Source organism: Saccharibacillus sacchari DSM 19268 (genome assembly GCF_000585395.1).
Classification (GTDB): Bacteria; Bacillota; Bacilli; order Paenibacillales; family Paenibacillaceae; genus Saccharibacillus; species Saccharibacillus sacchari.
This window is the reverse complement of the sequence record NZ_KK073875.1, coordinates 4891088-4915637: the sequence shown is the minus strand read 5'-3', so window position 1 is coordinate 4915637 and position 24550 is coordinate 4891088. Positions and strand designations below refer to the sequence as shown.

Here is a 24550-nt window from a genome sequence, read left to right as displayed (position 1 = left end):
CGGATGCCGGGGGCGACAGCAACTTTGTCGAAGCTTCGGCATCCGCACCATTATAGGGAGTAAAAGAAAGGAGACTTTCGATGGGCGCGCCTTTTGATATCGGCTACGTCTTTTCGTTCCTGCCGAAGCTGCTGGACACCTTGGGCGTTACGCTCTTGATTGTCGCCGGTTCGCTATTGACGGGGATCGTGGCCGGGTTTCTGGTCGCGCTCCCTCGCATGTATAAGATTCCGGTGTTGCGGACGTTGTCGGGCATCTATTTGTCCTTTTTCCGCGGCACGCCGATTCTGATTCAATTATTCTTGTTCTACTACGGTTTGCCGGAAATACTGAAGCTGGTCGGACTCGATTTGACCCGCGCTCCCGTGATGTTTTTCGTGATTTTGACATACGGACTGCACACAGGCGCTTATGCGGCGGAGATGATTCGCGCTTCGGTAGAAGCGGTGGATCGCGGACAAGTCGAAGCAGCCTATGCCGCAGGCATGACGCCGTATCAAGCTTTTTCGCGGATCATTCTGCCTCAGGCTTTGGGGATCGCGGTACCCGTTTTTTCCAATCTGGTTATCGCTTTGCTCAAAGATACGTCGCTGGCATTTACGCTGGGCGTGATGGAGATGACAGGCAAAGCACAGACGCTCGGTACGCTGACGCAGCATTTTATCGAGACGTATATCGCGCTGGCGTTCATTTATCTGATTATCAGCTTTACTCTGGAAAAATTGCTGCTTGCCGCCGAACGTCGCTTGACGCGCCATGAGATCAGGGAGGACAAGCGCGAATCGATCTTCCGTTTGAAAAAGCGCGGCTCGTACCGGACGGCATTGGCTGATATCCATACCGGGAAAGGAGGCGGAGCCTGATGCAACTTGATCCTTCATTTATCTGGACAGCCTTCTGGCAGCTGCTCGGCGCGATTCCGACTACGTTGTCGATTACGGTGCTATCCGTGTTAGCCGGTTTTGTGATCGGAGCCGTCACGGCGATGCTTCGGATGTACCGGGTTCCCGTGTTGGCGCAGATCGCTTCCGCTTACGTGACCTTTATCCGGGGAACGCCGATGCTTACGCATCTATTGATCATTTATTTCGGACTTCCGATGGTGATCGACGGACTGGCTGAACACTTCGGCTGGAGCTTCCGTTCCGTGTCGATTCCGATGATCGGCTTTGCGTATATCTCGTTCTCGATCACGGCGGGCGCCTACATGTCGGAAGTGGTACGTGCGGGAATTCTGGCGGTGGATCGCGGACAGGTCGAGGCGGCGCAATCCGTCGGCATGACCACATTCCAATCGCTGCGCCGCATCGTGTTCCCGCAGGCACTGGCCGCCGCGCTGCCGAATCTGGCGAACTCCGTCATCGGCATGCTGCACGGCTCGACGCTGGCTTTTGCCGTATCGGTCGTCGATATCAACGCCAAAGCGCAGATCGTGGCTTCGACCAACTGGAAGTTCTTCGAAGCTTATCTGGCAGCGGCGCTGATCTTCTGGGGCTTGACGGTATTGATCGAACGCGTCGCGGCTTTGATCGAAAAACGAGTCGGCGCATACAACCGGGGAGGTGTCGCATGATCGCATTGAGTAACATTTCTAAATCCTTCGGACGCAATCAAGTGCTTCAGGATATTAGCTTAAACGTGAACCGAGGCGAAGTAGTCGTCATTCTGGGTCCCAGCGGATCTGGCAAAACGACCTTGCTGCGCTGCGTGAATTATTTGGAAAAGCCGGGCAGCGGACAGATCGCCGTCGGCGATTTTCAAGTCGATTGCTCGCGCGCCCGTCGCGGCGATATTTTGCAGCTCCGACGCAAAACGGCGATGGTGTTCCAGCAGTATAATCTCTTCAGACATAAGACGGCTTTGGAAAACGTGATGGAGGCGCTGCTGGTCGTAAAAAGACTGCCTGCGGCCGAAGCACGCAAGCGCAGTATTGGATTGCTCGAAAAAGTCGGCCTCGGCGCCAAACTGAACGAATATCCGAGCCGCCTGTCCGGCGGTCAACAGCAGCGCGTCGGAATCGCCCGTGCATTGGCACTCGAACCGGAAGTGATCCTGTTCGACGAACCGACCTCCGCCCTCGACCCCGAGTTGGTCGGCGAAGTGCTGGAAGTCATCCGCGCCATCGCCCGCGAAGGCATCACCATGATCGTCGTGACCCACGAAATGGGCTTCGCCCGCGACGTGGCAAACCGCGTCGTCTTCATGGACGGCGGCGTGATCGTGGAAGAAGGAACGCCGGACGAAGTATTCCAACATCCGAAGGAAGAACGGACGAAGCAGTTTCTGCGCAGAATCACGCCAGAGGCTAATTATAGTATTTAGTGTGAATAACGAGGCGGAGTCCAGTTATGGACGGAACCGCGTTATTCACACAAGTGGCATTGGCAAGGCTGCTGAAGCCCTGTTAAAGGGCGCTCCGTGCCAATGCCACAGTGAATAACGAGGCGGAGTCCGGCTATGGACGGAACTGCGTTATTCACACAAGTGTCGAAAGCAAGGTGTAGTCCAGTTATGGACGGAGTAGTGCTTTCGACACCGGAAACCCAACAAATCCAACCAACGTCTATCTCAAAGACGTTGATCTTTCCTAAATAAAACCCCTATCCCATGGGAAATGAAAAGCGGAGGGAGAAATTCAGTGAAAGACGCCTTTGAACTCGGAAACTTCCGCTAAAATTTTAATCAGTTTTTTCCGAGTGAGACAGCGTCTTGAACGAATTTCTTCCTCCGCCCCATTCCCAGAAAGGAGCCCACACATGTCCAACCGCACCGAACCCGCCGCACTGTCATCCGTCCTTACCGCCGAAGACTGGATCGCGATCCGTCGTCACCTGCACCGATTCCCGGAACTCTCCGGCGAAGAATACGAGACGACGGCTTACATCAAGCAAACGCTGGAAAAGATCGGCGTGCGCATTGTCGATTACGGACTCAAAACCGGTCTGATCGCCGAGGTCGGCAGTGGAATCGGACCTGTTGTCGCATTGCGTGCGGACATCGACGCCCTGCCGATCCAAGAAGAAACCGGACTGCCCTACGCTTCGGAAATTCCGGGCAACATGCACGCCTGCGGACACGACTTCCATACCGCTGTCCTGATCGGCGCCGCCCAAACGCTCAAGCTGCGCGAACAGGAACTGCCGGGAACCGTTCGCTTGCTCTTCCAACCCGCCGAAGAACGTGCCAAAGGAGCCAAGCAGTTGATCGAAGCCGGAGTGTTGGAAGGCGTAGGCGCAATCATCGGCCAGCATAACAAGCCGGATCTGCCTGTAGGCACGATCGGCATCGAAGCCGGACCGATCATGGCGGCTTCGGACGGCTTTACCGTAACGGTCAAAGGCGTCGCGACCCATGCCGCCGTTCCGGAAGCCGGAGTCGATCCGATCGTAACCGCGGCGCAGATCGTCACAGCACTTCAGACCATCACCGGACGAAGCATCAGCGCGCAGGAACGGGCAGTCGTCAGCGTCACGCAAATTCATGCGGGCAATACATGGAATGTGATTCCGGATACGGCGGTGCTGCAAGGCACGGTCCGCTCGTTTAACGAAGAGGTGCATGAGCGGATCAAGGAGCGCTTTGCCGAGATTGCAGGCGGCGTTGCCGCAGCATTCGGAGCGGAAGCCTCCGTGCGCTGGAGTGGGGGGCCGCCTCCGGTCGTAAACGATCCGAAGCTGACCCAACTTGCAAAAGAATCCGCATTTTCGCTGGGTCTGAACGTGGCTTCAGGCGTTACGTCGCCAGCCAGCGAAGATTTTTCCTTTTATCAGCAACAAGTTCCCGGCGTGTTTTTGTTCGTGGGCACGTCGGGCAGTCAGGAATGGCATCATCCGGCTTTCGAGCTTGATGAAGCGGCTTTGCCCGATGCCTCTGCTTTGCTAGCCGAACTGGCAATCCGTGCATTGGGAACGCTGAATGCATCAGAGTAATCCGTTTGTTTAATAGTAATAAAATCAATACATGAAAAATTCACAATAATGATGCCAAAAAACAATCCGAACAAGGAGGATTTTTTATGAGTGAATCCGTAATTGAAGACTTTCTGGATACCCACGCCCGCCTGACGCAAGCAATCGAAGGATTGGACGAACAGCGCCTAGTCTGGAAAGCGGCATCGAATAGCTGGAGCGTGACCGAAGTGTTGGGCCATCTGGCCGATCATAGCATCATCGTATCTTTCCGTATTCGTGCGGTATTGGCCGGATCTCAAGAAACTCTACCCGCTTTCGCACAGGATGAGTGGGTAGAAAATCAGCATACGAATGCAGGCTCGGCAGAGGATATTCTGGCTTTTTTCCAGGCTCAACTTCGTTATAACGGCCTGCTGCTGCGTCGTCTGGAACCGCATGAATGGGAAAAAAGCGGTGTGAACGCACAAGGGAACACCGTGAGCATCGCCGATATAGCCCGAGGCTTCTCCGCGCATGTGGATCGGCATTTGGGTCAGATCGACCGGATCAAAGCAGCTCAGGCTGCGGCGAGTAAGGCATAATACTATCTATAATCGTGGCATTATAAGTTTCCGTCAGCCTTCAGATTACGCAGCTCGCGTAATTACTGAAGGCTTTTTTATTTTACCTAACCGACGATCGATGCCATCATCCCTTAACCTTACTCCGATAAGCAGTAGGCGACATTCCGATCGTCCGATGGAACAACCGCGAGAAATAATAAGGATCTTTAAACCCCAACGAATGCGCAATCTCCTGAACGGTCAACGGAGTAAGATCCAGCAGTTGGCAGGCCCGTCGCATCTTCAATCGCAGATAATAGTCGATCGGAGCGAATCCCACTGCATTTTTAAACAAATGATTGAGATGCTGCCGGGACAATCTCACATGGAGCGCAATCTCATCCAAAGTCAGACTCTCTTCGAGCCGGGTGTTCATCAGCCGGATAGCCGCTTCGATATGCCGGGTCTGACTGTTATGCTCGGCCCGTTCAGGCACAAGACCCAGTAAACTAAACGCGTAAGCAATAGTCTGCATAGCAAGAATACGATGAGACGCGGAGTACGCGCTGCCGGACAATAGATCGAAGCACTGGCCGAACAAACCTGCAAAGGTCTCGGAGTCCGTTGCACCCAACGTGATCGGAGCCGTTCCCGTCTTTAGCAGCTCGGCATATTGCGTCGCTTGTGATCCCTGAAAGTGCAGCCAGCGAATCGTCCAGGGATGTTCGTCGTCCGCCCAATAGGCATGCGCGACGCCGGGCGGAATCACGATAAGCTGCTTTTCAGCGATCGGATGGAGGACGCCGCCAATCGATACGCAACCTCGGCCTTCCTCGCAATGAATCAGAATAAAACTGTCACAGCCTCCCGGCCGTTCCCGATAATGATCGCGCGCATGCGGAAAGTATCCGATATCCGTGATGTACAAGGCTCCCGTCAACGGATGCGAAGAGAGCTGCTCCAGCAGATAGGCCGGGAGGATCAGCATTTTTTCCGAGGCAAAGCCGTCTTTTTTTCTCATATCAAGCCGTTGCTCCTTTCATTGCAGTCACGCTCAGTATAGAACTCAATCCGAAAATCGTCCATCACATCCCGAATTTCGTGAATGGTCGACAAGGACTCGGTGCGGTAGGCTTGAGCTATCACAATGTTCTCATATGGAGGGATTGCAATGATCGAATCGACGGCAAGCGCGAACATCTGGGAAGAAACGGTACACATTCCGACCTATGGCGTAGGCGCTCCGAATAAGAATCCGATGTTTTTGGAAAAAAGGGTCTATCAAGGAAGCTCCGGTCGGGTATATCCGCACCCTGTAATCGACCGGATCGAAGACGAGAAGAAGCCCGTTCCTTATCAAATCGTGGTGCTGGAAAACGAATATGTGCGAATCGAAGTGATGCCGGAGCTGGGCGGACGTATTTACCGGGCGGTGGATCGGACCAACGGTCAAGATTTCGTCTATTACAATCAGGTGATCAAGCCCGCGTTGGTCGGTTTGGCGGGTCCTTGGATTTCTGGAGGGATCGAGTTCAACTGGCCGCAGCATCATCGTCCCAATACGTACGGCCCGGTTGAGTATCGTTTGGAAAAACGTGCTGACGGCAGCGTAACGGTGTGGATCGGGGAGATTGACCGGATGTACGGAACGCGGATGACGGCAGGCTACACGCTGTATCCGGGCAAAGCTTATCTGGAAATCGCGGCGCAGTTGTACAATCGAACACCGCAAGCGCAGACTTTTTTATGGTGGGCGAATCCGGCGGTTGCCGTGAACGAGCACACCCAGTCGGTGTTTCCGCCCGACGTTACTGCGGTGTTCGATCATGGCAAGCGCGACGTGTCCCGTTTTCCGATAGCGACAGGCACGTATTATAAAATGGATTATTCCGCGGGCGTCGATATTTCGCGCTATCGCAATATTCCGGTTCCGACCTCGTACATGGCGTACAAGTCGGATTACAATTTCGTCGGCGGTTACGATCATGCGGCGCGCTCGGGACTTTTGCATGTCGCGAATCGCCACATCTCGCCCGGGAAAAAGCAGTGGACATGGGGTAATGGCGAGTTCGGGCAGGCCTGGGATAGGAACCTGACGGATGAAGATGGTCCCTATATCGAGCTGATGACGGGCGTCTTTACCGACAACCAACCGGACTTTACCTGGCTTGAACCGTACGAAGAAAAGACGTTTACCCAGTATTTCATGCCGTATAAGCAGGTTGGCATCGTGAAAAACGCGACCAAAGAAGCAGCCGTTAACCTCGAAGTCGATGCAGAGAGCTATACGGCTACAATCGGGGTGTACGCAACATCGATTCATGAAGAAGCGTGGATTGAATTGAACAGTCCGACAGAGACATTGCTTTCCGAAAAAGCGGTTCTCGATCCTGCGGGTTCCTACGAAGCGCAGCTTCAGATTCCTGTCGGTTTACAAAATCATGAACTGACCTTGACGGTGCGCGACAGTGAGGGGCAGTTGTTGGTCGCTTATACGCCACAGCCTGAAAAAATCGAACAAATTCCCGAAGCGGCGCAACCGCTATCCGAACCGTCGGAACTTCAGAGCAATGAGGAGTTGTATCTGGCCGGGCTTCATCTGGAGCAATATCGCCATGCCACCTTTGAGCCGGAGTCTTACTATCTGGAAGGGTTAAAAAGGGACAAATTCGATAGTCGCATCAACATCGCATATGGCACGTTATTGCTGCGCAGAGGTCTTTTTGTTGACGCGGAGCGACATTTCCGGCTTGCGGTCCAGCGAGTGACCAAGCGTAACCCTAATCCGCGAGACGGCGAAGCCTTTTACCAACTTTCACAGAGCCTGAAGCTTCAAGGCAGACTTGACGAAGCTTTCGCCGCAGCGTATAAATCGGTCTGGAGCGCGGAGTGGCAGGATGCCGGGTACTTCACTTTGGCTCAAATTGCCGCGGAACAGGGTCGACAGCAAGAAGCATTGGAATTGGCCGAGCGATCGCTGATTCGAAATGAACGGAACTACAAATCGAGGCAGATCAAGACGACTATGCTGCGTAAATTGGGGCGATTGGATGAAGCGTTGGCGTTTGCCGAAGCCACCTTGCAGCTGGACGCACTGGATTTTGGCGCGCATTATGAAGGAGTACGCATTCATGAAGCGGCAGGAGCGGCAAAAGAAGCCCAACATGCTTTAGTCCTACTAAACGAGCTACTGCGTCGAGAATCGAGAAATGCGATGGAATTGGCTTCCGATTATACCGATGCCGGATTATATGAAGACTCTGTCGACGTTTTGCTTCGATTCGGTGATCATGAGCAGGCATTGATTGGTTACGGGCTGGCTTATGGGTATGGAAAAATGGGGCAGCGTGATTCCATGCAACGTTATCTTCACCAAGCAAGCCGATCCAGCCGCGACTATCTTTTCCCGAACAGTCCGTTTGAATTGCGAATTTTAGAACATGCGCTATCGATTGATGCGGAAGACGCGACAGCTTCTTATGCGCTCGGCAATCTGTTGTATGACAAAAAGCGTTATGCAGAAGCAATTGCCTATTGGGAGAACGCCCGATCTGTTGACGGCAATTACGCGGTCGTGCATCGCAATCTGGGACTGGCCTATTTCAATAAAAAGGGAGAAATCGATTTGGCGCGCGCTTCGCTGGAACAAGCTTTCCGCTGCGATCCGACAGACGCGCGCATCCTGTTCGAACTGGATCAGTTATATCGGAAAACAGGCGTGTCTGCCCAGGATCGCTTAGACGTTCTTCATCAATCGCGGGCTCTCGTAGAAAGTCGGGACGATCTGTATCTTGAATATATCACCCTGCATAACGCGCTGGGCGAGTATGAAGAATCCATTCGGTTGGTGGCCGCGCGTCAATTCCACCCGTGGGAAGGCGGAGAGGGGAAGACGACGGGGCAATACGTACAGGCTCATGTCGAATTGGCCAAACAAAGGCTGCAACGCGGAGACGCCGAAGCTGCGGTGAAACTGCTGCTTCAAGCACTTGTCTATCCGACGAATTTGGGAGAGGGCAAGCTGGAAGGCGCGCAAGAGAACCATATTTATTATCATCTGGGCCGTGCCTATACGAAGCTGGGCAGGCAGGATGAAGCCAATGCTGCTTATGCCAAGGCATCGACGGGACTGACAGAGCCGACAAGCGCCATGTACTACAACGACCAGCCGCCGGAAATGATCTTCTATCAAGGATTGGCCTGGCTTGAACTGGGCAATGAACGCGAAGCGAAACGTCGTTTCAACAAGCTGATTGATTACGCGGAGCGGCATTTATTTGACGACGTCAAGATTGACTACTTCGCGGTATCGCTGCCGGACTTCCTTGTTTTCGACGAGGATCTGAACCGGAAAAACCAAATTCATTGTCATTTTATGCGCGGTCTGGGATTGCTCGGATTGGGGCGGGTCGATCAGGCGCGAGCGGAGTTCGAGCAGACGCTCACTTTAGACGTTCATCATATTGGGGCGAGGCTGCATCTCAAGTTGACTGGGGTTGAATAGGTGGGGGAAGCGAGAAGGCTCCGAGAGAAATTCGTTCAGGACGCTGTCTCACTTGGAAAACTGGATTGAAATTGTATATGGAAGTTTTCCAAGTTCAAAGGCGTCCTTCACTGAATTTCTCTCTCCGCCTTCTCACTTCCAGTTACGTTGGGGTTGGTTGATACATTCATAAAGCAAAAAAAGAAAAAGCCGCGATCCCGAAGGATTGCGACTTTTTCTTTTACTCAATAATCGGGATGACACGATTTGAACATGCGACCCCCTGGTCCCAAACCAGGTGCTCTACCAAGCTGAGCTACATCCCGTAAGAAGTATTTCTTACAAAATTAGATTATACGCTCCAAAAAGCTAGACGTCAAGCACTTTTTGAAAAAGTCTCTGACCTTCATCTTTTCTGTCTTTTTTCTTTATTTCTCTCTTGTTTGCTTCCCCACCAAAGGCAGTACTCGCCGCCGCGTGTTCAAAGATCTTATTCTGTACGGAAGCCCAAGCGGAGGGGGAATTCAGTGAAAAACGCCTTTGAACTCGGAAAACAACCATCTAAAATTCCAATCAAGTTTTCCGAGTGAGACAGCGTTTTGAACGAATTCCCCCGCAGCGACCCAGCTTCCTACCCGAATAGGATCTACGAACTCGCGACCCCAGGCGAGTAATGCCTTTTCACACGTTCATATTCCTCCGAAGTAATCGAAAGCACCGTCCCATGCTTGAAGCCATAAGGGAAACTAAAGCTCTCTTCCGAGCGTACAAACCGCCCGTCCGCCAAGCTGTCCGCGATAAACGGAACATATCCCTGGCCTTCGCCCGGCACGCCGTAATAGTCGATCATCAGGCACCATTTGCCGTTCGGCAGTTTGAATGCGGTCGGTGCTTCATACAATCCTTGCTCCAGCTTCGCCATTTCCTCGTCAAACGCGGCAATCCGCACATAATCATCGCCTGCGACGGAGCTGCCTTTTTCCAAGATCAACGTTTCCGGATTGGCTTCGCTCTTCAGGAACCGGTAAAAGAATCCGTCTTCCTCGTAGATTGCCGAATCGATAATCCCGCTGTCTGCTTTTTGGACCAACAATTGCGGCGCGGAAAATTGCTTGAAGTCCCGCGTACGCGAGTAGTAGATTCCTTTTTCGCCATAATTATTGCTTTTGTGCGAGGAAGACCAATGAACGACGTAATCGCCTTGAACCGGATCGCGAACGATATCGGGCGCCCACAGGCAGCCGAAGTTCTCATCGCCGAGCTCCACCAAGCGCTGCTCCGACCAATTCACCAGATCATCGGATTCCCACAGGGACAGAGATTTGCTTCCGCCCGTTCCGATGTTGGCCCAGTCGCCTTTATATTTTCCGTGAAAAGAGTTCGCCAAGCTGAGGTCAGTAGCGAGAATGAAAAACTTTCCTTCATCCGTGCGAATGATCGTATGATCGCGAACCCCTTTTTCCCCGAGCGTGCTTTCCAATACATAATGTCCACCATTCACGTACTCCCAGTTGAACCCGTCGCGGCTGAGCGCAAAGTATACCTGTTCCCCGTCCGGAGTTGGTTTTTCTTTAAAATGCACAAAAAGATAAGCGTCCACTCTAACTTCATCTCCTTCATCGGATATCCTTTCCAGTACCTTATCAACGTTTAAAGTAAGGTTATGCCCGCCTGGAACCCACCTAAAGCGTGCGGGTTCCAGACGAACATAATCCTATGATTAAGAGTTGATAAGCTACTAGTATAGCCGTTTGTCGGAAGGTGCAACAATGAATTATACTGGCTAAAAACTGACGAATCGTGCTCAATAAGGAAGGCGGAGGCTGGAATGATTAAGTGGGTAAGCTGCGGAAGTCGCTTTACGCATAAAGAAGGCATTCATATCGAACGCCCTGAGGGAGCGGGAAATTATGCCTTTGTATTTTTTCGCTCGCGTGCAGAAGTACAAATAAACGGACGTGTGGAGCAGGCGGAACCGAACTCGTACATCCTGTTCTCTCCAAGCTCTGCTCATGCGTATCGCGATCTGGAAAAGCCGTTTATCAACGATTGGATTCATTGCGAAGAAAAGGGGTTGAAGGATTGGTTGGAGTACTTGCGATTTCCCGTTGACCAGCTGATGACTTCCGCTGATCCTGTGCTCATCCCTCGATGTGTGCTTGAATTGCAGCATACGGAGCGGGAAGTCGGGCCTTATCGGGATGAAATTATGGATTTGGAGCTGCGTAGTCTGTTTGCTAAGCTGGCTAACGGGCTCGTGCACGAAGCGGCTCCAGCACGAACAAATCGCTACGCGGAATCGCTGGCACAACTTCGAAGCGAGCTGTACGGTTCACCGGATGCTCGGGTATCGGTGGAGAGCTTGGCTGCACGCCTGCGCTTAAGCAAGTCTTATTTTCAACATCTGTATAAAGAATTATTTGGATGTTCCGTGGTGACGGACATGATCCGGGGACGCGTGGAGTACGCCAAATACTTGCTCGGCAGCACCCGGTTGTCTGTCGGCGAGATCGGCAGATTGTGCGGATACGAGAACGAGACGCATTTTATGCGGCAATTCAAACAGACGACCAGCGTAACCCCAAGCGCCTACCGAAAAGGAAAGTATTAGAAAAAACCTGAACAATTTCAATTGCTTCTGGCAAATTCCGCGGGTATAATCGGAGCCATAATGAAACCCGTTTCACATTCAGACAAATCCACGGGGAAAGAGGAATGCAGATGCGACCGGTAACCGTATACGATATCGCAAGAGAGGCTAATGTGTCGGTAGCTACGGTATCGCGGGTGCTCAATAATACGGCTCCCGTCAAAAAAGAAACAAGGGAACGGATCGTCGCGCTGATGCACAAGTACCAGTTTCAACCGAATGCGCTAGCCAGAAGCTTGACACGCAAGGAGACGGGCATGATCGGATTCATTTTGCCGGACATCACGAATCCTTTTTTCCCCGAGGTGCTATCCGGATTTGATTATGAAGCGCGCAGGCTTGGCTATACCTATTTCCTCTGCGATACGATTTCGACGAACGAGGAGAACGAGCGTCTGTATGATCGGCAGTACGAGCGGGAGTCGCAGTATCTCAGCCTTCTTATGGAGAAGCAGGTAGACGGCATCGTCATGATCGGCGGTCGCGTCGACTTGGCAAAACCCGACCCCGAGCTTGCACGGGAATTGGAGGAAGTGGCCAAGCGCGTGCCCGTGCTGCTGCTTAACGGAAGCTTGCCCAAGACCAAGTTGAATCGGGTCTCCGCGGATCAAAAGTTCGGCGCGGAGCTTGCGGTTCAGCATCTGATCGAGCTCGGCCACCGTGATATCGCCGTTATCGGCGGATACTCCAAGATGACGAATACGCAGCAGCGACTGGCCGGATTCCGCAGCGCGATGAAGGATGCCGGGCTTCCGGTGCGTAAAGAATGGATTCTGACCGAAGGCTTTTCCGTGCCGAAAGGACAGGAATATGCCGCCCAACTGTTGAGTGCGAAGCGTCGGCCCACGGCTATTTTTTGCATGAACGACCTGCTGGCGATCGGTGCGCTGAAGGCGGCTCATCGGGCAGGAATTCGGGTTCCGGAAGAACTGTCGATTGTCGGTTATGATGATATTCCGCAGGCGACTTACAGCATTCCCGAACTGACTACCGTGTCGCTGATGTCGCAGGAGATCGGGCGTCAGGCGGCCAGAACGCTGGACAAAATGATCGCCGGCAAAAAAGTTCCTCTGTTCCAATCGCTCATGCCGGAACTCATTGTACGCGAGACGACAGCCCGGGTACCCGGGATAGCGGCAGACTGAATTTTTTCGCGAAAAAGATTGACAATCGTCGAAACAGGTATTATTCTGATGTCAAAAGAAAGCCCTTACATTTTGATCCTGAATGAAACGGGTTTCACTAAAATTTGCAACATGCCAGGGAGCTATCCGGGAATATCGCTTAACTCGTATTTTAAGTATGAGAATAACGCATAAACCTGATCAGATAGCTCCCTTTTACTGTTACAAAAATGTAATCGGTTTCATTGAGCATCAGTTCCGTTGACCAGAGAAGGAGGGGATTGTATTGTCCGTACTGACCGAGAAAGAATCGAGCATGGATCTTGCCGACAAACGGACGGGCTCGTGGTGGAAAAAGTTCAAGAATAACCGTACGCTGCTGATCATGTGCTTACCTGCAATCGTGTTTTTCGTCATATTCGCGTACTTGCCGATGCCGGGGTTGTATCTGGCGTTTATCAAGTACAACTACTCCGACGGCATTTTCAACAGCCCGTTCGTCGGGTTCGAGAACTTCCGGTTCCTCGTCATTACCGGCGACTTATGGAAGCTTACGTTCAATACCGTCGCGTATAACCTGGCATTCATCCTGCTGGGGAACGTATTGCAAATCTTTGTCGCGGTGCTGCTCAACGAGCTGAGGGGAAAATGGTTCAAGAAAATCTCCCAGACGCTGATGTTCCTGCCGCACTTTATCTCCGCCGTCCTGATCGGCCTGATCGCCTACAACATCCTGAGCTACGATTACGGTCTGCTCAACGGCATTCTGCAATCGCTGGGGATGGAGCCGGTCAAAGTCTACTCGACGCCGAACGCCTGGCCGTTCATCATCGTACTCACCTATCTGTGGCAAGCGACGGGTTATGGTTCGATCATCTACTTCGCGGCCATCATGGGCTTGGATAACGAAGTGGTGGAAGCTTCCGAGATCGACGGAGCGAACGCGTTCCAGCGTATCCGTTACATCGTGCTTCCTTGGCTGAAACCGACATTCATCATCCTGCTGCTGTTCTCGCTCGGCGGCGTGCTCAAAGGCAACTTCGGTCTGATCTACAACTTGGTCGGCGCGAACAATACTGCTTTGTACGCCACGACCGATATCATCGAGACTTACGTATTCCGCTCGCTGATGACCAACTTCAACTTCTCTCTGGGCAGCGCGGTCAGCCTGTACCAGTCGTTGTTCGGCTTCGCGATCGTCTTGACCGCCAACTGGTTGGTGCGCAAGCTGTCGCCGGAAAATTCACTCTTTTAAAAGAAGGAGGGCTAACAAATGGGCGTTATGGACGAAAAAATGCAAAACACCCGTCGAACGACGGATCGAAGCAGTTTGTTCATTCGAGGATTCAGTTACGTGTTCATCGGAGCGTTCTCGCTATGCTGTTTGCTGCCGTTCCTGCTCGTGCTGGGCACCTCCTTCACGTCGGAAGCCTCCGTCAAGCAAAGCGGATTCAACTTCTGGCCGAAAGAGTTCAGCACGTTCGCGTACCGGATCGTTCTTGAAAATCCGACGCAGATTCTCGGTTCTTACGCGGTCACGATCGGAATCACGGTTGTGGGCACGGCGATCGGCCTGTTGATCGTCGCCATGACGGGTTACGCGCTACAGCGTCCCGACTTCCTGTTCCGCAACAAGATTTCGTTCTTCATTTACTTCACGACGTTGTTCTCCGGGGGATTGGTACCGTTCTATCTGCTGATGACCCAGTACCTGCATCTGAAGGATAACTATCTTGCGATCCTGCTGCCGGGCCTGCTGAGTCCGTTCCTGATCATCATGATGAAAAGCTTCGTTCGTTCGATCCCGCACGCGATCACCGAATCGGCCAAGATCGACGGAGCCGGAGACTTCACCATCTTCGTCAAGCTGATCCTGCCGATGACCACGCCGGCGCTGGCAACGATCGGATTGTTCATCGCGCTGGGCTATTGGAACGAATGGTATAACTCGATGCTGTTCCTGTCATCGGACATGCAGTTCAGGCCGCTTCAGCTGTATCTGTACAACGTGGTCACCAAAGCGGACGCCATTCGAAACTCCGCGGCCGCATCCAACGTTCCGCTCAGCGACGTGCCGATCGAAACGATGAAGATGGCGATTGCGGTTATCGCGACCGGTCCTGTTATCCTGTTCTATCCATTCGTTCAGCGTTACTTCATTAAGGGCATTACGGTAGGCGCAGTCAAAGGCTGATTGCTCCCCGTTCCATAGAGTTTCTACGCCGTAAGCCAGTTTGAAGATTTTGGCATCCACCAAATCGTTCAGAGGGGGTATACAGATGTTCAGATGGAAGAAAAAAAGCATGGCTTTGCTGATGGCCACAATGCTGGTTGTATTGTCGGCTTGCGGAGGCGGAGGTTCTACGGCTTCGACCGGCGGAACAACGTCCGAAGGCGGAGCGGATACGTCCAAATTCGTCAAAATCAGTTATGTCGTACTCGGGGATAAGCCTCAGAACGGACAGTTCGAAGCCGTCATGGACAAAGTCAACGTGATCATGAAGGAAAAAATCAATGCCGAGCTGGAATGGAAATGGGTCGAATGGGCGGATTGGCAAACGAAATACAATCTGCTGCTCGCTTCCGGCGAACCCGTTGACCTGATCACCATCGGTACCGACTGGCTGGATACATGGGCTAACGCGCAGCGCGGAGCCTTCATGAACCTGGACGAGCTGCTGCCGAAGTATGCACCGGAAACATGGAAGTCGATTCCGGAAGAGGATTGGAACGAGAGCAAATACAACGATAAGATCGTTCTGATTCCTGAAAACGATTACACGCAATGGGTTAACCACGGTTTCTTCTACCGCGGCGATTGGGCCAAAGAAGCGGGCATTACCGATCCGATCACCAACTGGGAACAAATCGGCGATTACCTGCAATATATCAAAGACAACAAGCCTGACGTGATTCCGTGGGATATGGCTTCCGGCGCGCAGACTTGGGGCGGATACGTTCAATCGTATACGGATAACCTGGAACTGCCGATCTCGACAGGCTATATGCCGGTCTTCACGGCTGTATCGAATGACGAGAAATATACGGTAGCCGAGCCTGTGTTCAGCGATACGCTGGTTGATTATGCAACATTGATGAAGAGCTGGGCAGACAAAGGCTTCTGGCGCGAAGATGCCTTGAACAACAAGAACGACAACCGCGTCGCCTTGAAAGCCGGCCTGTCCGGTATGGATCAACACCATACGCAAACCTTCTCGGGACTGCGCGTGGAAATGGACAGAGACCAACCGGGATCCGAACTGCAAATGTTTGCCTTCAACACGACAGGCGGCAAAAACCTGACAGAACTGTCGATTACGCACGGCGGCACATCGCTGGGCGCGCACAGTAAAAATCCGGAGCGCGCGCTGATGGCGTACGACCTGATTCGCAATAACGAAGAAATTTATCACCTGATCAACTACGGCATGGAAGGCGTACAGTATGAACTGAAAGACGGAAAACGTACACTGCCTGAAGGTTATGACCAAACGCGCGACCAATTCTACTCCGACTTCTGGGGCGGACGCGTGGACAAATTCGAAATTCCGAGCGACACGACTTGGGATAAGATCGGTGACGTGTATGCCGAATACGACAAGATCAAAATTCCTTACCCTTACGGCCAATTCGTATTCGACAAAACACCGGTTGAAAGTGAGTTGACCGCGATTTCGCAGGTAGCAGGCGAACTGGGTCCGGCAATCAACTTCGGTAAAGTCAGCGATCCGGTACAAGCGGTCGAAGAATTCCGTGCCAAATTGAAAACAGCAGGCTACGACAAAGTCAAAGCCGAATTGCAAAAGCAGTTGGACGCGTACAAAACGAAAATGGAAGCCCAGCAGTAAATCGCAAAGGCTTCAATGAACATCCAAGCATCTGTTCTGATTTAAAAGAAGCCCTCGTATTCCCAAGCGGAGTACGAGGGCTTTTTTTGCGTTCGAAGCGTATAGTTCTGCTTTCGTACTCTATGATTTGATCATCGATTATGGTAATTTAGATTTCGGACCGAAAGGCTTTTCGAAAATTACATAATTGTCGGAGGGAGTAGAAATTCCGAAGAAGATCGGTCCGGACTCGGAATTTCTTCGTGAAGCATGGTTACGTTATTACTGATTATTATTTATTTGGCTTTTATCGGATTGGGATTGCCGGATTCGCTGCTTGGAAGCGCTTGGCCGGTGATGAAGCTGGAGCTGAACGCGACGACGGAAATGGCGGGAATCATTCCTTTTGTCGTATCGCTATGCACGGTCGCATCAAGCTTGTTAGCCAATAAGCTGCTGTACAAATTCGGAACGGGAAAAGTCGTGATCGGCAGCATTTTGTCCACTTCGTTGGCGCTGTTCTGTTATTCGATCGTGCCGAACTTTGCGCTATTGATCGTCGGTGCGATCTTGCTCGGCTTCGGTGCCGGGGCAGTCGATGCGGCACTCAGCAACTACGTGGCTCTACATTTCAAAGCCAAGCATATGAGCTGGTTGCACTGTTTCTGGGGAATCGGAGCTACGGCGGGACCGCTGCTTATGGCGCTGAATCTTCGTCACGGGAACGATTGGCGGGGCGGATTCTCTACCGTGGCCTTTATATTGCTGGGCTTAACGGTTGTCTTGCTGCTGGCACTGCCTTTATGGAAGCTGTTCGAAAGCCGGATCGAGCAGCAGGATGAAGAACCCAAGTTCATGAGCAGCCGCGAGGCGGTGCGAATCAAAGGCGTCAAGCCTGCGATGCTGGTCATGCTGTGCTACAACGGTTCGGAGACGGCGGTAGGGTTATGGGCCGCTTCGTATTTGATCGCGAGCAAAGGGCTGGAGGTTAACCAGGCGGCAGCATTCTCGTCTCTTTATTTTATCGGGATTATCGCAGGTCGCATTCTGTCCGGATTTTTATCTGAAAAAGTCTCGGCCAAACCGCTTATTCGTTACGGAATTCTGATCGGGGCTTTGGGTTTGATTGTGCTGATCGGTTCCTCAAGCGTCATTCTAGCCGGAGTCGGACTGTTTGTTTTGGGCTTCGGCGGCGCGCCGATTTATCCGAGCATCGTGCATATGACGCCGGAGCGTTTCGGGAAACAAGCTTCGCAAAGCGTCATCGGACTCGAAATGGCAAGTGCGTATACAGGATCGACGGTGATACCGATGTTGGTCGGACTCTCGGCAGGGATGCTGGGGTTGACGGCGATTCCGGTTGTGCTCCTTGCGTTGTTCGTGCTGATGTTTGTCTCATCGGTGTTGGTGCGCTAACGTTAAATGTCAGAAGAAGCTTCGATCCCCATAATGGGAATCGAAGCTTTTTGCATGCAAATTTTGAATATGAACAAAAATTGTATTAAGATGGTAATGAAGGAGATGATCGTATTGAATGAGCGAATCAAGAAGAAGCATGCAGTCGATCCAGGCACTGCCGCTTCGCTAATTCGTCTTGAGCAGGTGGGCAAGAGTTACGGCTCGCGCAAAGTATTATCAGAAATCTCGCTGAGTCTGGACCGAGGCGAAAGTTTGATTTTACGCGGCGGCAACGGTTCGGGCAAAAGTACCTTGCTTAAGCTGGTTGCAGGCATCATTCCGGCAAGTTCGGGTCACATACATAGAAGTTCAATGCAGTTGCAGATGGGATACGCGCCGGATCGACTGCCCAAATTGCGCATGACTTCCGAGGAATATTTGATTCATATGGGGCAGATTGGAGGCATGCCGATGGCAACGTTAACTACGCGTATCGAAGAGTTGCACGAGCTATTGGAGCTGCCTGCCCATAGTCCGTCGTTGCTTATCCATTATTCCAAAGGCATGCTGCAAAAGGTGAATCTTATGCAAGCCTGTTTGCTTCGTCCGGCTCTGCTGCTGTTGGACGAACCTTTTTCCGGACTGGATACCGATTCGTCGGAGAAGCTGTTGACGCTGCTGCACGGTCTTCGAGCGAAAGGCACGGCCGTTGTTACCGCGCTGCATGATCCGCTTCCTTCTTGGGAGTCGGTGAGTACCACGTATCGGATTCGCGAAGGGCAGTTGATTTTGGAGGAAACGGATACGAACGAAGCTTTGAATGCCGGGTCAATCCGATATGAATTGGATGGATTGTTGACGGAAGAGGCAAGGGCGGGATTAGCTGCCGCGTTTCCGCATGTAGACTGGACGGCTGCCGGGAATGCGGTGCGTTGCGAGATCCCGAGCGAAGATTGTCACGCATTCATGCACGACTTTTGGCAGGCCGACGGAATCGTATTGTCGCTGAAAAGGAAGGAGGGCGCGATATGATTGCACTGTTGCAGTATATCCATCGATGCTTTATGCGTTCTTATCGTTACGGTGCGCCGTCGTTTATTTATATCGCGATTTTGATGCTGATCTACAGCTCCGGGCCTAATCCGGTGATGGGGAGTTACGCGTTCTCATCATCGATATTATTTGTTGCGGCAGCGGCGATCGGTTGTCTGGTGATGGACGTCGAAGCGGCCAATCAGGAGATGGCAACGATGCTGCATGCTCGCAGTTTGGTGCGTCTAAGCGGAGCAAAGCTGTTATATGCCTGGATTTTTGCTTCGTCACTGGGACTCTTTGCTGTCATCTATCCGGCGGTGCTGGGCAGACTCGAACGGTTTCCATCATGGGAAGAGTTGGGGATGGCATCGTTGTATCATATTTCGTTGGCCGGGTTAGGCGTATCGCTGGCGGGGTGGTTTACCGTCAAATTATTCGAGTCACGCTTTTACGCCGTATTAATTCTGTGCACCTGGTTGGCGCTTGCTTTCGGAGCAGGCGGAATCGGGAACGCGCTGCCGGAGGGTTGGTCATGGATGACCTATCTTTTGCCTCCGCTCCAACTGACTCTGCATGCGTTGACGTTCTACGATGAGCTGGGGACGGGAGCCAAGTGGTTGCCTGTGGGGGCGACAGTCGTTTATGCGGCTGTATCTGCAACGTTGCTTTTGTGGACGTTACGCAGACGAAGACTCGATTATCCCGGGGAGTAAAAAATTACCTGATTTTTTGCGACAAAAAGCGCATTCGAATCGCCTTGGTAAGTGGTATACTTCGCTGCAAAAGGAAGGGGCGATTGTCATGGAAGCCGCGTCATTGAAAAAAGAAAATATGGAGCAGTTGAAGGAAGCTTTTGAAACCATTTTGCCTGTTGTCCAAGAGTTGTTCCCGATTGATGTGATGTTTGCCTTGACGGACACGGAGAAGTTTCAAGCCTATCTGCCGGGGAAAGAGGTTGGGATTCCGGTAGAACCGGGAGCGCCGATTCCTCCGCAAAGCGGGATTCGGCGAGCGCTTGATGAAGCACGAACCGTTAGCGCGAATCTGGGTGCGGAAGTCTACGGTGCTGCGTTCAAGTCGGTAGCGAAGCCGATCGGGGATTTAGACGGAAGCGGTCGCCCGGCCGGCGTACTGACACTTGGCATCAGCTTGCGCAATCAGCAGGTATTGGACGGAGCGGCAGAGCATCTGGCTGTAAGTTCGGACGAAGTCCGAACGGCTGCCGATGAGATCGCCAAGACGGCTACCGATCTGGCTGCGGATCTTGCGGTATTGCAGGAGATTGGGCGAAGCGTCGTCACCGAGTTGAAAAAGACGGATGAGATTCTGTCGTTCATTCGGGAAGTGTCCGAGAATTCGACGCTGCTCGGGATCAACGCGGCGATCGAAGCGGCCCATGCGGGCGAGCATGGTCGGGGATTCGGCGTCGTGGCGGCGGAAATCCGCAAGATGGCAGAATCGAGTGCTTCGTCCGCGCGCGAGATCGAGAAGATCTTGAGCTTTATTCGGACCCGGATCGGAAATCTCGACGAGACGCTGGATCGCTGCACGACCCAGAGCGAACATCAGGCAGCGGCTACGCAGGAGATCGCGGCTTCGATGGAACAGTTGGCGGAATCGGCCGGCGAGATTAAGGGAATCGCGAAGTTGTTGTAGGGATAGGGCGGCTTGAGGTTGCCGGGAAACCTCCTTTTAGAGCCGTAAAAGTTTAGGTCGGCTTCGGTGGAGTACTGCTGCGGCCGCGTGTTGCCATCGCAGTACTACCCCTCTGCCTGCCCCTTTTTCGATCGAAAATTTCCTGACAAAATAAGCCGCTCCTTTGTAGGGGGCGGCTTATTGATTGTTTTCATTAATAATCTGTCATTCTGAAATTTTTCTTTAGATCAGAAAAATATAAAACTTACTCATCTTTAAGCGATTAAAGTGAAGACGATTCTTTGAAGGGAAGACGTTCTATTTTAAAAGCCATTCTAAGTGTAGTCAAATCATCGTCATCGTCATCAATTGCAAAGAATCCAAACTTTTTATAGAAAGCTAAAGTTTTTGCTGATTTTATTGCCTCAACAAAAATGAAATTGCAACCAATTTCCTCTACTAATCTATAAGCAAGGGCTATAATTTCTAGCATTATAGTCGTGCCATGTCCTTGGTCAACGTGATTTTTATCGACTCCTAAGAACAACAAATGAACAACAGGAAAATGCGTTTTTAATTTAGGTAAACTTTCATCCCAATGAAGTTGATTAATCATAGATTTATCAACATTCATAGAACTAACTTGCAAGCTAGAAAACCCAACTAGTGCGCCACGTTCGTCGCAATACAGTTGGGTTATCACTGAATTATGTTTTTGATGATTAAGTGCAGCTTCCGGATCTGTTAAATATTCCGTTACTACTTCTTCATCACATATAAACGTAGCGACTTGTGGAAAGTTTTCATCAGATAATTGTTCAGTTATTAGTGTCATTGTTACTATTTTCTGCGTTGCACTGGAGTTCGTTCAGAAAGCATCTTCAAAATTCGCTCCGTATGCGGATTTTTTTCAGTTGCAAACTTCATAAAGCGTTCGAGTTGTTCTTGTGTTGTGAATTTTACTTCGGGCTGCTTGATAGACGGTGCTGCCATGTTTGTTCCTCCTCCATGACTACTCATCTTCTACTTCAAAAAAAGAAGCATACTCAGTGTCATTCATCTCAAGACTATTATCGTCAATAAGAGCATGAGAGTTTAGGCTTGTAAGTGGAGTAATCTATAGTCATAGATTACCACAGCTACGTACAATTATAAACAATATCGTACAAATTGTTTCCCTACGAATAGGTGCTAAGGATATGTGTTCTCACAATCTCTATCTATACATTTTCTTTAAGTCTTTGATCGATTTCTTGTAAAGTATGAACTGCTTCCCATTCCGAAATTTTCACACTAGCTAAGTAATCTAAATCAGTTGTTCCCTTATTAATTATAACGATCTTTCCATTATTCCTGAGTACCGTTTGTTTAGGTAGCGAATTTGCAGGATACACAGAACAAGATGAGCCGATGATGATGCAAAGGTCAGCTTCAATATGTGCTTGTAAAGCTTGATTAAATGTTTGTTCAGGAAGTTCTTCACCAAATAGAACGACGTTAGGTCGCAAAATTCCGTTACATATCTCATCAATTTCAAGTGACGGCTGCTCACAACGCCCATATTCTTTTGAAAATCGGGAAGCAGGAAGAAGACGATTACAGTGTTGGCAACGAACTTGCATGTTTCCGTGAAGTTCAATAGCATCTTGAGCTCCTGCTTGTTGATGATAGTTGTCTATATTTTGAGTTACGATTTTATGGATAAGACTAACTTGTTGCCACTTTGCCAAAATTTTATGTGCTTCGTTTGGGTGATGTGTGGAGAACTCGTGGTAACGATCCGCATAGAAACTAAATAGAGATGCAGGATCTTCATATACACGTTTAACATGAGATATTTTTAGAGGATCGTAGTTGCTCCATAAACCATTGTTTGAACGAAAGTCAGGAATCCCACTTGCCGTAGAAATTCCAGCTCCCGTAAAGATGACTATTGAACGCGATTGGTGGATGAGCTCGACGACTTTTTCAACCTTATCGATGATTTTCATAGAGACTCCTCCAGATATAAAATGAAAGAACTTAATATAATTATGTATGAGATATATTCTGTTTTCCACTAGGGCATGTTTTCAAACCTGCCAATGTGCATCTTTTGCCGCTTTTTCGCCCTCCACAGCGTCACTTTCCCTTGACGTGCCCCGGCACGACTGCGGAAAAGTTCCTTGTTGAGAACGAAAATTCGGCAAAATCTGCTTCCACCGAGGTTTGAAGACACACCCTAAGATTCTAAGCAAATTGTAGAAGATATTTTAATTGTTATTTTGAAAATCTGGAACACGAAAAAGCTGCGCGGATTTAGAAGGAACTAAACCGTACAGCCTTTTCATGAAGCTCATTTAATTCTGCACGCATAAAGGAAATTCATCAACCACGCAGCTTATTCATCCGTTCCTCGTCTTCTTTCGCGATCTCCTTGCGCCATTCGTCCAGTTCAGGCAGCACGCGGCCCAACATGACGCAGCAGGCATAAACGGATTCTTTCAATTCCACATAGTCTTTGTCATAGCCGATCTTAACCAGCTCCTGCACGACCGGCACAGCCTGCTCCGAACCGAGTCTGCACAATCCGTCGGCGAGTTTGGCGATACGGGTGAAATGGTCTTCTTTTTCAAGCAAAGCAATCAGTGCTTCTTCGGCGGAAGGGAGCAGGATACGGGACAAGACATCGACGAGACTAAGTAGCAGGAAGCCGTCTGTCTCCTCGTTATACATCTGCACCAGCTTCCCGATCACCTCTTCGCTGCCTACGCGGACGAGCGCATCGGCTGCTTGTTCGGCAACCAGGTCGTTATCGGATTTAAGCGCGTCGTAGAAAAGAGGGAGCGCGTACGAGATTTTGAGCTTGCCCGCGGCCTGGATCAGGTAAACGCTGCGGATCGACTCCGGATCCAACGTGTATTGTTCCTGAAGCTCGTCCATCGTCTCGCGCGGTTGCAGAATCTCGCGTTCGATCAGTTCGCTCAGCAAAAGGTCCAGTTTATCGTAGTCGATGTCCCCGTAATCCAGCCCGCTGTTTTTTTGCGTTTCTTCATTAAAAAGGTTGCGGACTTCCGCATCGCTCAGATCGGAGATTTGAACGTATTCGGCTGCTTCCTCGTACAAGTCTTCGTCCAATGCTTTAATTTGCTCCAGCACCGGTTTGAGCAGGTCGGGATTGCTTCCGAGCAGCATGCGGGACAGGAAAATACGCGCATTGCCTGTCACCATGCCGGCGTTCAGCAGATGAAGCATAGCCTGCACGGTGACTTTCGTTTGCGGAAAAGCAGCTGCGCGGTGCAAGTAGACGTCTTCTTTGCGCGGTGCCGATACCAGCTTTTCCAGCACCAATGCGGAGATGTCCTGCGGGTATTTATACGTCTCGGCCAAGAACCGGATCGCCGCGTTGCTGACCAGCGGATCGGCATGCGTGATAAACGGTTTGACCTGATCGGGATTGAACATAACGGAATTCCTCCTTGTAATAAAGGGCTTTGCGAGAAAAAAACCAAGCCCGTTCCGGCTATCGGCGCGGCGTCGTTTGAAATCCGATTGCTGACGTCGCGTCCGGGAGCGCCTACCAGTATACCACAGCTTGAGGCCGGAAGGCGCGGAGTATCTTGTTAACGCTATAGCAGTCATTGACTTTTTACTTTTGTTTTCTATATAATAGGGGCATTGCAAAAGGTGAACAAAGATAAGATTTGTCGATGATGAGGAGCAGTAGGCAGGTGGCGTTTCCAAGAGAGCCGGCGGTTGGTGAAAGTCGGTAACGGACCCTGAACGAACTCGCCTCGGAGATATGCGGGCAGACGACGGTACATTCGTTTTCGAACCAAGACGTCCAGACGCATCGGGTTATCCCCGTTATCGGATATTTGAGTGAGCGGCTTGTCCGCTAATCAGGGTGGTACCACGGGAAGCAATGCCTCTCGTCCCTGGCGTTTACGACGCCGGCGGGCGGGA

The 24550-nt window shown here is 51.2% G+C and carries 21 protein-coding genes, 1 tRNA gene and 1 other annotated feature; of the genes, 15 read left to right on the top strand and 7 right to left on the bottom strand.

Features of this window, described 5'->3' with window-relative positions:
* Positions 1 to 80: 80 nt before the first annotated feature.
* The 5 genes from SACSAC_RS21275 (at position 81) to SACSAC_RS21255 (ending at position 4492) form a co-directional block, all read left to right on the top strand.
* A complete protein-coding gene (locus tag SACSAC_RS21275) occupies positions 81 to 863 on the top strand; it encodes an amino acid ABC transporter permease (RefSeq protein ID WP_037290108.1) in 783 nt (260 codons plus the stop codon).
* On the top strand, positions 863 to 1573 hold the full coding sequence (locus SACSAC_RS21270; protein ID WP_037290107.1) for an amino acid ABC transporter permease: 711 nt from the start codon (positions 863 to 865) through the stop codon (positions 1571 to 1573). The genes SACSAC_RS21275 and SACSAC_RS21270 overlap by 1 nt, the downstream gene beginning before the upstream one ends.
* Positions 1570 to 2322, top strand: a complete 753-nt coding sequence (locus tag SACSAC_RS21265) for an amino acid ABC transporter ATP-binding protein (protein WP_037290100.1) — start codon at positions 1570 to 1572, stop codon at positions 2320 to 2322. Before SACSAC_RS21270 ends, SACSAC_RS21265 begins: the two co-directional genes overlap by 4 nt.
* A 434-nt stretch (positions 2323 to 2756) precedes the next feature.
* Positions 2757 to 3929 (top strand): amidohydrolase, encoded by a 1173-nt coding sequence (locus SACSAC_RS21260; protein ID WP_037290099.1) that lies wholly within the window; start codon positions 2757 to 2759, stop codon positions 3927 to 3929.
* Between the two features lie 86 nt (positions 3930 to 4015).
* Positions 4016 to 4492 (top strand): DinB family protein, encoded by a 477-nt coding sequence (locus SACSAC_RS21255; RefSeq protein ID WP_037290092.1) that lies wholly within the window; start codon positions 4016 to 4018, stop codon positions 4490 to 4492.
* 106 nt (positions 4493 to 4598) lie between these two features.
* Here the strand turns inward: SACSAC_RS21255 and SACSAC_RS21250 are convergent, their stop codons facing one another.
* A complete protein-coding gene (locus SACSAC_RS21250; protein WP_037290089.1) occupies positions 4599 to 5474 on the bottom strand; it encodes an AraC family transcriptional regulator in 876 nt (291 codons plus the stop codon).
* Positions 5475 to 5624: 150 nt separating this feature from the next.
* Between SACSAC_RS21250 and SACSAC_RS21245 the strand changes: the two genes are divergently transcribed.
* Positions 5625 to 8957, top strand: coding sequence for a tetratricopeptide repeat protein (locus tag SACSAC_RS21245; RefSeq protein ID WP_037290086.1), 3333 nt, complete (start codon positions 5625 to 5627; stop codon positions 8955 to 8957).
* A 231-nt stretch (positions 8958 to 9188) separates the two neighbouring features.
* Here the strand turns inward: SACSAC_RS21245 and SACSAC_RS21240 are convergent.
* Both SACSAC_RS21240 and SACSAC_RS21230 read right to left on the bottom strand, forming a co-directional pair.
* Positions 9189 to 9262 (bottom strand) — tRNA-Pro (locus tag SACSAC_RS21240).
* A gap of 320 nt (positions 9263 to 9582) precedes the next feature.
* Positions 9583 to 10536: a glycoside hydrolase family 43 protein gene (locus SACSAC_RS21230; protein WP_037290081.1), complete on the bottom strand. Its 954-nt coding sequence runs from the start codon at positions 10534 to 10536 to the stop codon at positions 9583 to 9585.
* A gap of 228 nt (positions 10537 to 10764) precedes the next feature.
* On the opposite strand from SACSAC_RS21230, the gene SACSAC_RS21225 reads away from it, so the two are divergent.
* The 9 genes from SACSAC_RS21225 (at position 10765) to SACSAC_RS21185 (ending at position 20626) form a co-directional block, all read left to right on the top strand.
* Entirely contained in the window at positions 10765 to 11547 is a 783-nt protein-coding gene (locus tag SACSAC_RS21225) for a helix-turn-helix domain-containing protein (RefSeq protein WP_037290078.1), read from the top strand.
* A 104-nt stretch (positions 11548 to 11651) separates the two neighbouring features.
* The gene (locus tag SACSAC_RS21220; RefSeq protein WP_342666481.1) at positions 11652 to 12731 is read left to right on the top strand and encodes a LacI family DNA-binding transcriptional regulator; all 1080 of its coding nucleotides are present in this window, start codon (positions 11652 to 11654) and stop codon (positions 12729 to 12731) included.
* 295 nt (positions 12732 to 13026) lie between these two features.
* Entirely contained in the window at positions 13027 to 13965 is a 939-nt protein-coding gene (locus SACSAC_RS21215; RefSeq protein ID WP_037293442.1) for an ABC transporter permease, read from the top strand.
* Positions 13966 to 14004: 39 nt separating this feature from the next.
* A complete protein-coding gene (locus SACSAC_RS21210) occupies positions 14005 to 14904 on the top strand; it encodes a carbohydrate ABC transporter permease (protein WP_037293439.1) in 900 nt (299 codons plus the stop codon).
* A gap of 85 nt (positions 14905 to 14989) precedes the next feature.
* Positions 14990 to 16558 (top strand): ABC transporter substrate-binding protein, encoded by a 1569-nt coding sequence (locus SACSAC_RS21205; protein ID WP_037290072.1) that lies wholly within the window; start codon positions 14990 to 14992, stop codon positions 16556 to 16558.
* A gap of 249 nt (positions 16559 to 16807) precedes the next feature.
* Positions 16808 to 17953: an MFS transporter gene (locus tag SACSAC_RS21200; RefSeq protein WP_037290070.1), complete on the top strand. Its 1146-nt coding sequence runs from the start codon at positions 16808 to 16810 to the stop codon at positions 17951 to 17953.
* Between the two features lie 114 nt (positions 17954 to 18067).
* On the top strand, positions 18068 to 18967 hold the full coding sequence (locus SACSAC_RS21195) for an ABC transporter ATP-binding protein (protein ID WP_169833796.1): 900 nt from the start codon (positions 18068 to 18070) through the stop codon (positions 18965 to 18967).
* Complete coding sequence (locus SACSAC_RS28315) at positions 18964 to 19683, top strand: hypothetical protein (RefSeq protein ID WP_037290067.1); 720 nt, start codon at positions 18964 to 18966, stop codon at positions 19681 to 19683. The genes SACSAC_RS21195 and SACSAC_RS28315 overlap by 4 nt, the downstream gene beginning before the upstream one ends.
* Positions 19684 to 19771: 88 nt before the next feature.
* Complete coding sequence (locus SACSAC_RS21185) at positions 19772 to 20626, top strand: methyl-accepting chemotaxis protein (protein WP_037290065.1); 855 nt, start codon at positions 19772 to 19774, stop codon at positions 20624 to 20626.
* Positions 20627 to 20888: 262 nt separating this feature from the next.
* Here the strand turns inward: SACSAC_RS21185 and SACSAC_RS21180 are convergent, their stop codons facing one another.
* The 4 genes from SACSAC_RS21180 to SACSAC_RS21170 form a co-directional block, all read right to left on the bottom strand.
* Positions 20889 to 21440 (bottom strand): GNAT family N-acetyltransferase, encoded by a 552-nt coding sequence (locus SACSAC_RS21180; RefSeq protein ID WP_037290062.1) that lies wholly within the window; start codon positions 21438 to 21440, stop codon positions 20889 to 20891.
* A gap of 5 nt (positions 21441 to 21445) precedes the next feature.
* The gene (locus SACSAC_RS28095; RefSeq protein ID WP_156951057.1) at positions 21446 to 21598 is read right to left on the bottom strand and encodes a hypothetical protein; all 153 of its coding nucleotides are present in this window, start codon (positions 21596 to 21598) and stop codon (positions 21446 to 21448) included.
* 227 nt (positions 21599 to 21825) lie between these two features.
* Positions 21826 to 22596, bottom strand: coding sequence for an SIR2 family NAD-dependent protein deacylase (locus SACSAC_RS27805; RefSeq protein WP_084778253.1), 771 nt, complete (start codon positions 22594 to 22596; stop codon positions 21826 to 21828).
* Positions 22597 to 22972: 376 nt separating this feature from the next.
* Entirely contained in the window at positions 22973 to 24049 is a 1077-nt protein-coding gene (locus SACSAC_RS21170) for a HEAT repeat domain-containing protein (RefSeq protein WP_037290056.1), read from the bottom strand.
* A gap of 236 nt (positions 24050 to 24285) precedes the next feature.
* Positions 24286 to 24527: a binding site (T-box leader), on the top strand.
* The last annotated feature ends 23 nt before the right edge of the window (positions 24528 to 24550 follow it).

What these genes read in the sequence shown, in the direction of transcription:
- SACSAC_RS21275 (WP_037290108.1), top strand. Translation starts at nt 81, where the DNA reads ATGGGCGCGCCTTTTGATATCGGCTACGTCTTTTCGTTCCTGCCGAAG.
- SACSAC_RS21270 (WP_037290107.1), top strand. Translation starts at nt 863, where the DNA reads ATGCAACTTGATCCTTCATTTATCTGGACAGCCTTCTGGCAGCTGCTC.
- SACSAC_RS21265 (WP_037290100.1), top strand. Translation starts at nt 1,570, where the DNA reads ATGATCGCATTGAGTAACATTTCTAAATCCTTCGGACGCAATCAAGTG.
- SACSAC_RS21260 (WP_037290099.1), top strand. Translation starts at nt 2,757, where the DNA reads ATGTCCAACCGCACCGAACCCGCCGCACTGTCATCCGTCCTTACCGCC.
- SACSAC_RS21255 (WP_037290092.1), top strand. Translation starts at nt 4,016, where the DNA reads ATGAGTGAATCCGTAATTGAAGACTTTCTGGATACCCACGCCCGCCTG.
- SACSAC_RS21250 (WP_037290089.1), bottom strand. Translation starts at nt 5,474, where the DNA reads ATGAGAAAAAAAGACGGCTTTGCCTCGGAAAAAATGCTGATCCTCCCG.
- SACSAC_RS21245 (WP_037290086.1), top strand. Translation starts at nt 5,625, where the DNA reads ATGATCGAATCGACGGCAAGCGCGAACATCTGGGAAGAAACGGTACAC.
- SACSAC_RS21225 (WP_037290078.1), top strand. Translation starts at nt 10,765, where the DNA reads ATGATTAAGTGGGTAAGCTGCGGAAGTCGCTTTACGCATAAAGAAGGC.
- SACSAC_RS21220 (WP_342666481.1), top strand. Translation starts at nt 11,652, where the DNA reads ATGCAGATGCGACCGGTAACCGTATACGATATCGCAAGAGAGGCTAAT.
- SACSAC_RS21215 (WP_037293442.1), top strand. Translation starts at nt 13,027, where the DNA reads ATGGATCTTGCCGACAAACGGACGGGCTCGTGGTGGAAAAAGTTCAAG.
- SACSAC_RS21210 (WP_037293439.1), top strand. Translation starts at nt 14,005, where the DNA reads ATGCAAAACACCCGTCGAACGACGGATCGAAGCAGTTTGTTCATTCGA.
- SACSAC_RS21205 (WP_037290072.1), top strand. Translation starts at nt 14,990, where the DNA reads ATGTTCAGATGGAAGAAAAAAAGCATGGCTTTGCTGATGGCCACAATG.
- SACSAC_RS21200 (WP_037290070.1), top strand. Translation starts at nt 16,808, where the DNA reads ATGGTTACGTTATTACTGATTATTATTTATTTGGCTTTTATCGGATTG.
- SACSAC_RS28315 (WP_037290067.1), top strand. Translation starts at nt 18,964, where the DNA reads ATGATTGCACTGTTGCAGTATATCCATCGATGCTTTATGCGTTCTTAT.
- SACSAC_RS21185 (WP_037290065.1), top strand. Translation starts at nt 19,772, where the DNA reads ATGGAAGCCGCGTCATTGAAAAAAGAAAATATGGAGCAGTTGAAGGAA.
- SACSAC_RS21180 (WP_037290062.1), bottom strand. Translation starts at nt 21,440, where the DNA reads ATGACACTAATAACTGAACAATTATCTGATGAAAACTTTCCACAAGTC.
- SACSAC_RS28095 (WP_156951057.1), bottom strand. Translation starts at nt 21,598, where the DNA reads ATGGCAGCACCGTCTATCAAGCAGCCCGAAGTAAAATTCACAACACAA.
- SACSAC_RS27805 (WP_084778253.1), bottom strand. Translation starts at nt 22,596, where the DNA reads ATGAAAATCATCGATAAGGTTGAAAAAGTCGTCGAGCTCATCCACCAA.
- SACSAC_RS21170 (WP_037290056.1), bottom strand. Translation starts at nt 24,049, where the DNA reads ATGTTCAATCCCGATCAGGTCAAACCGTTTATCACGCATGCCGATCCG.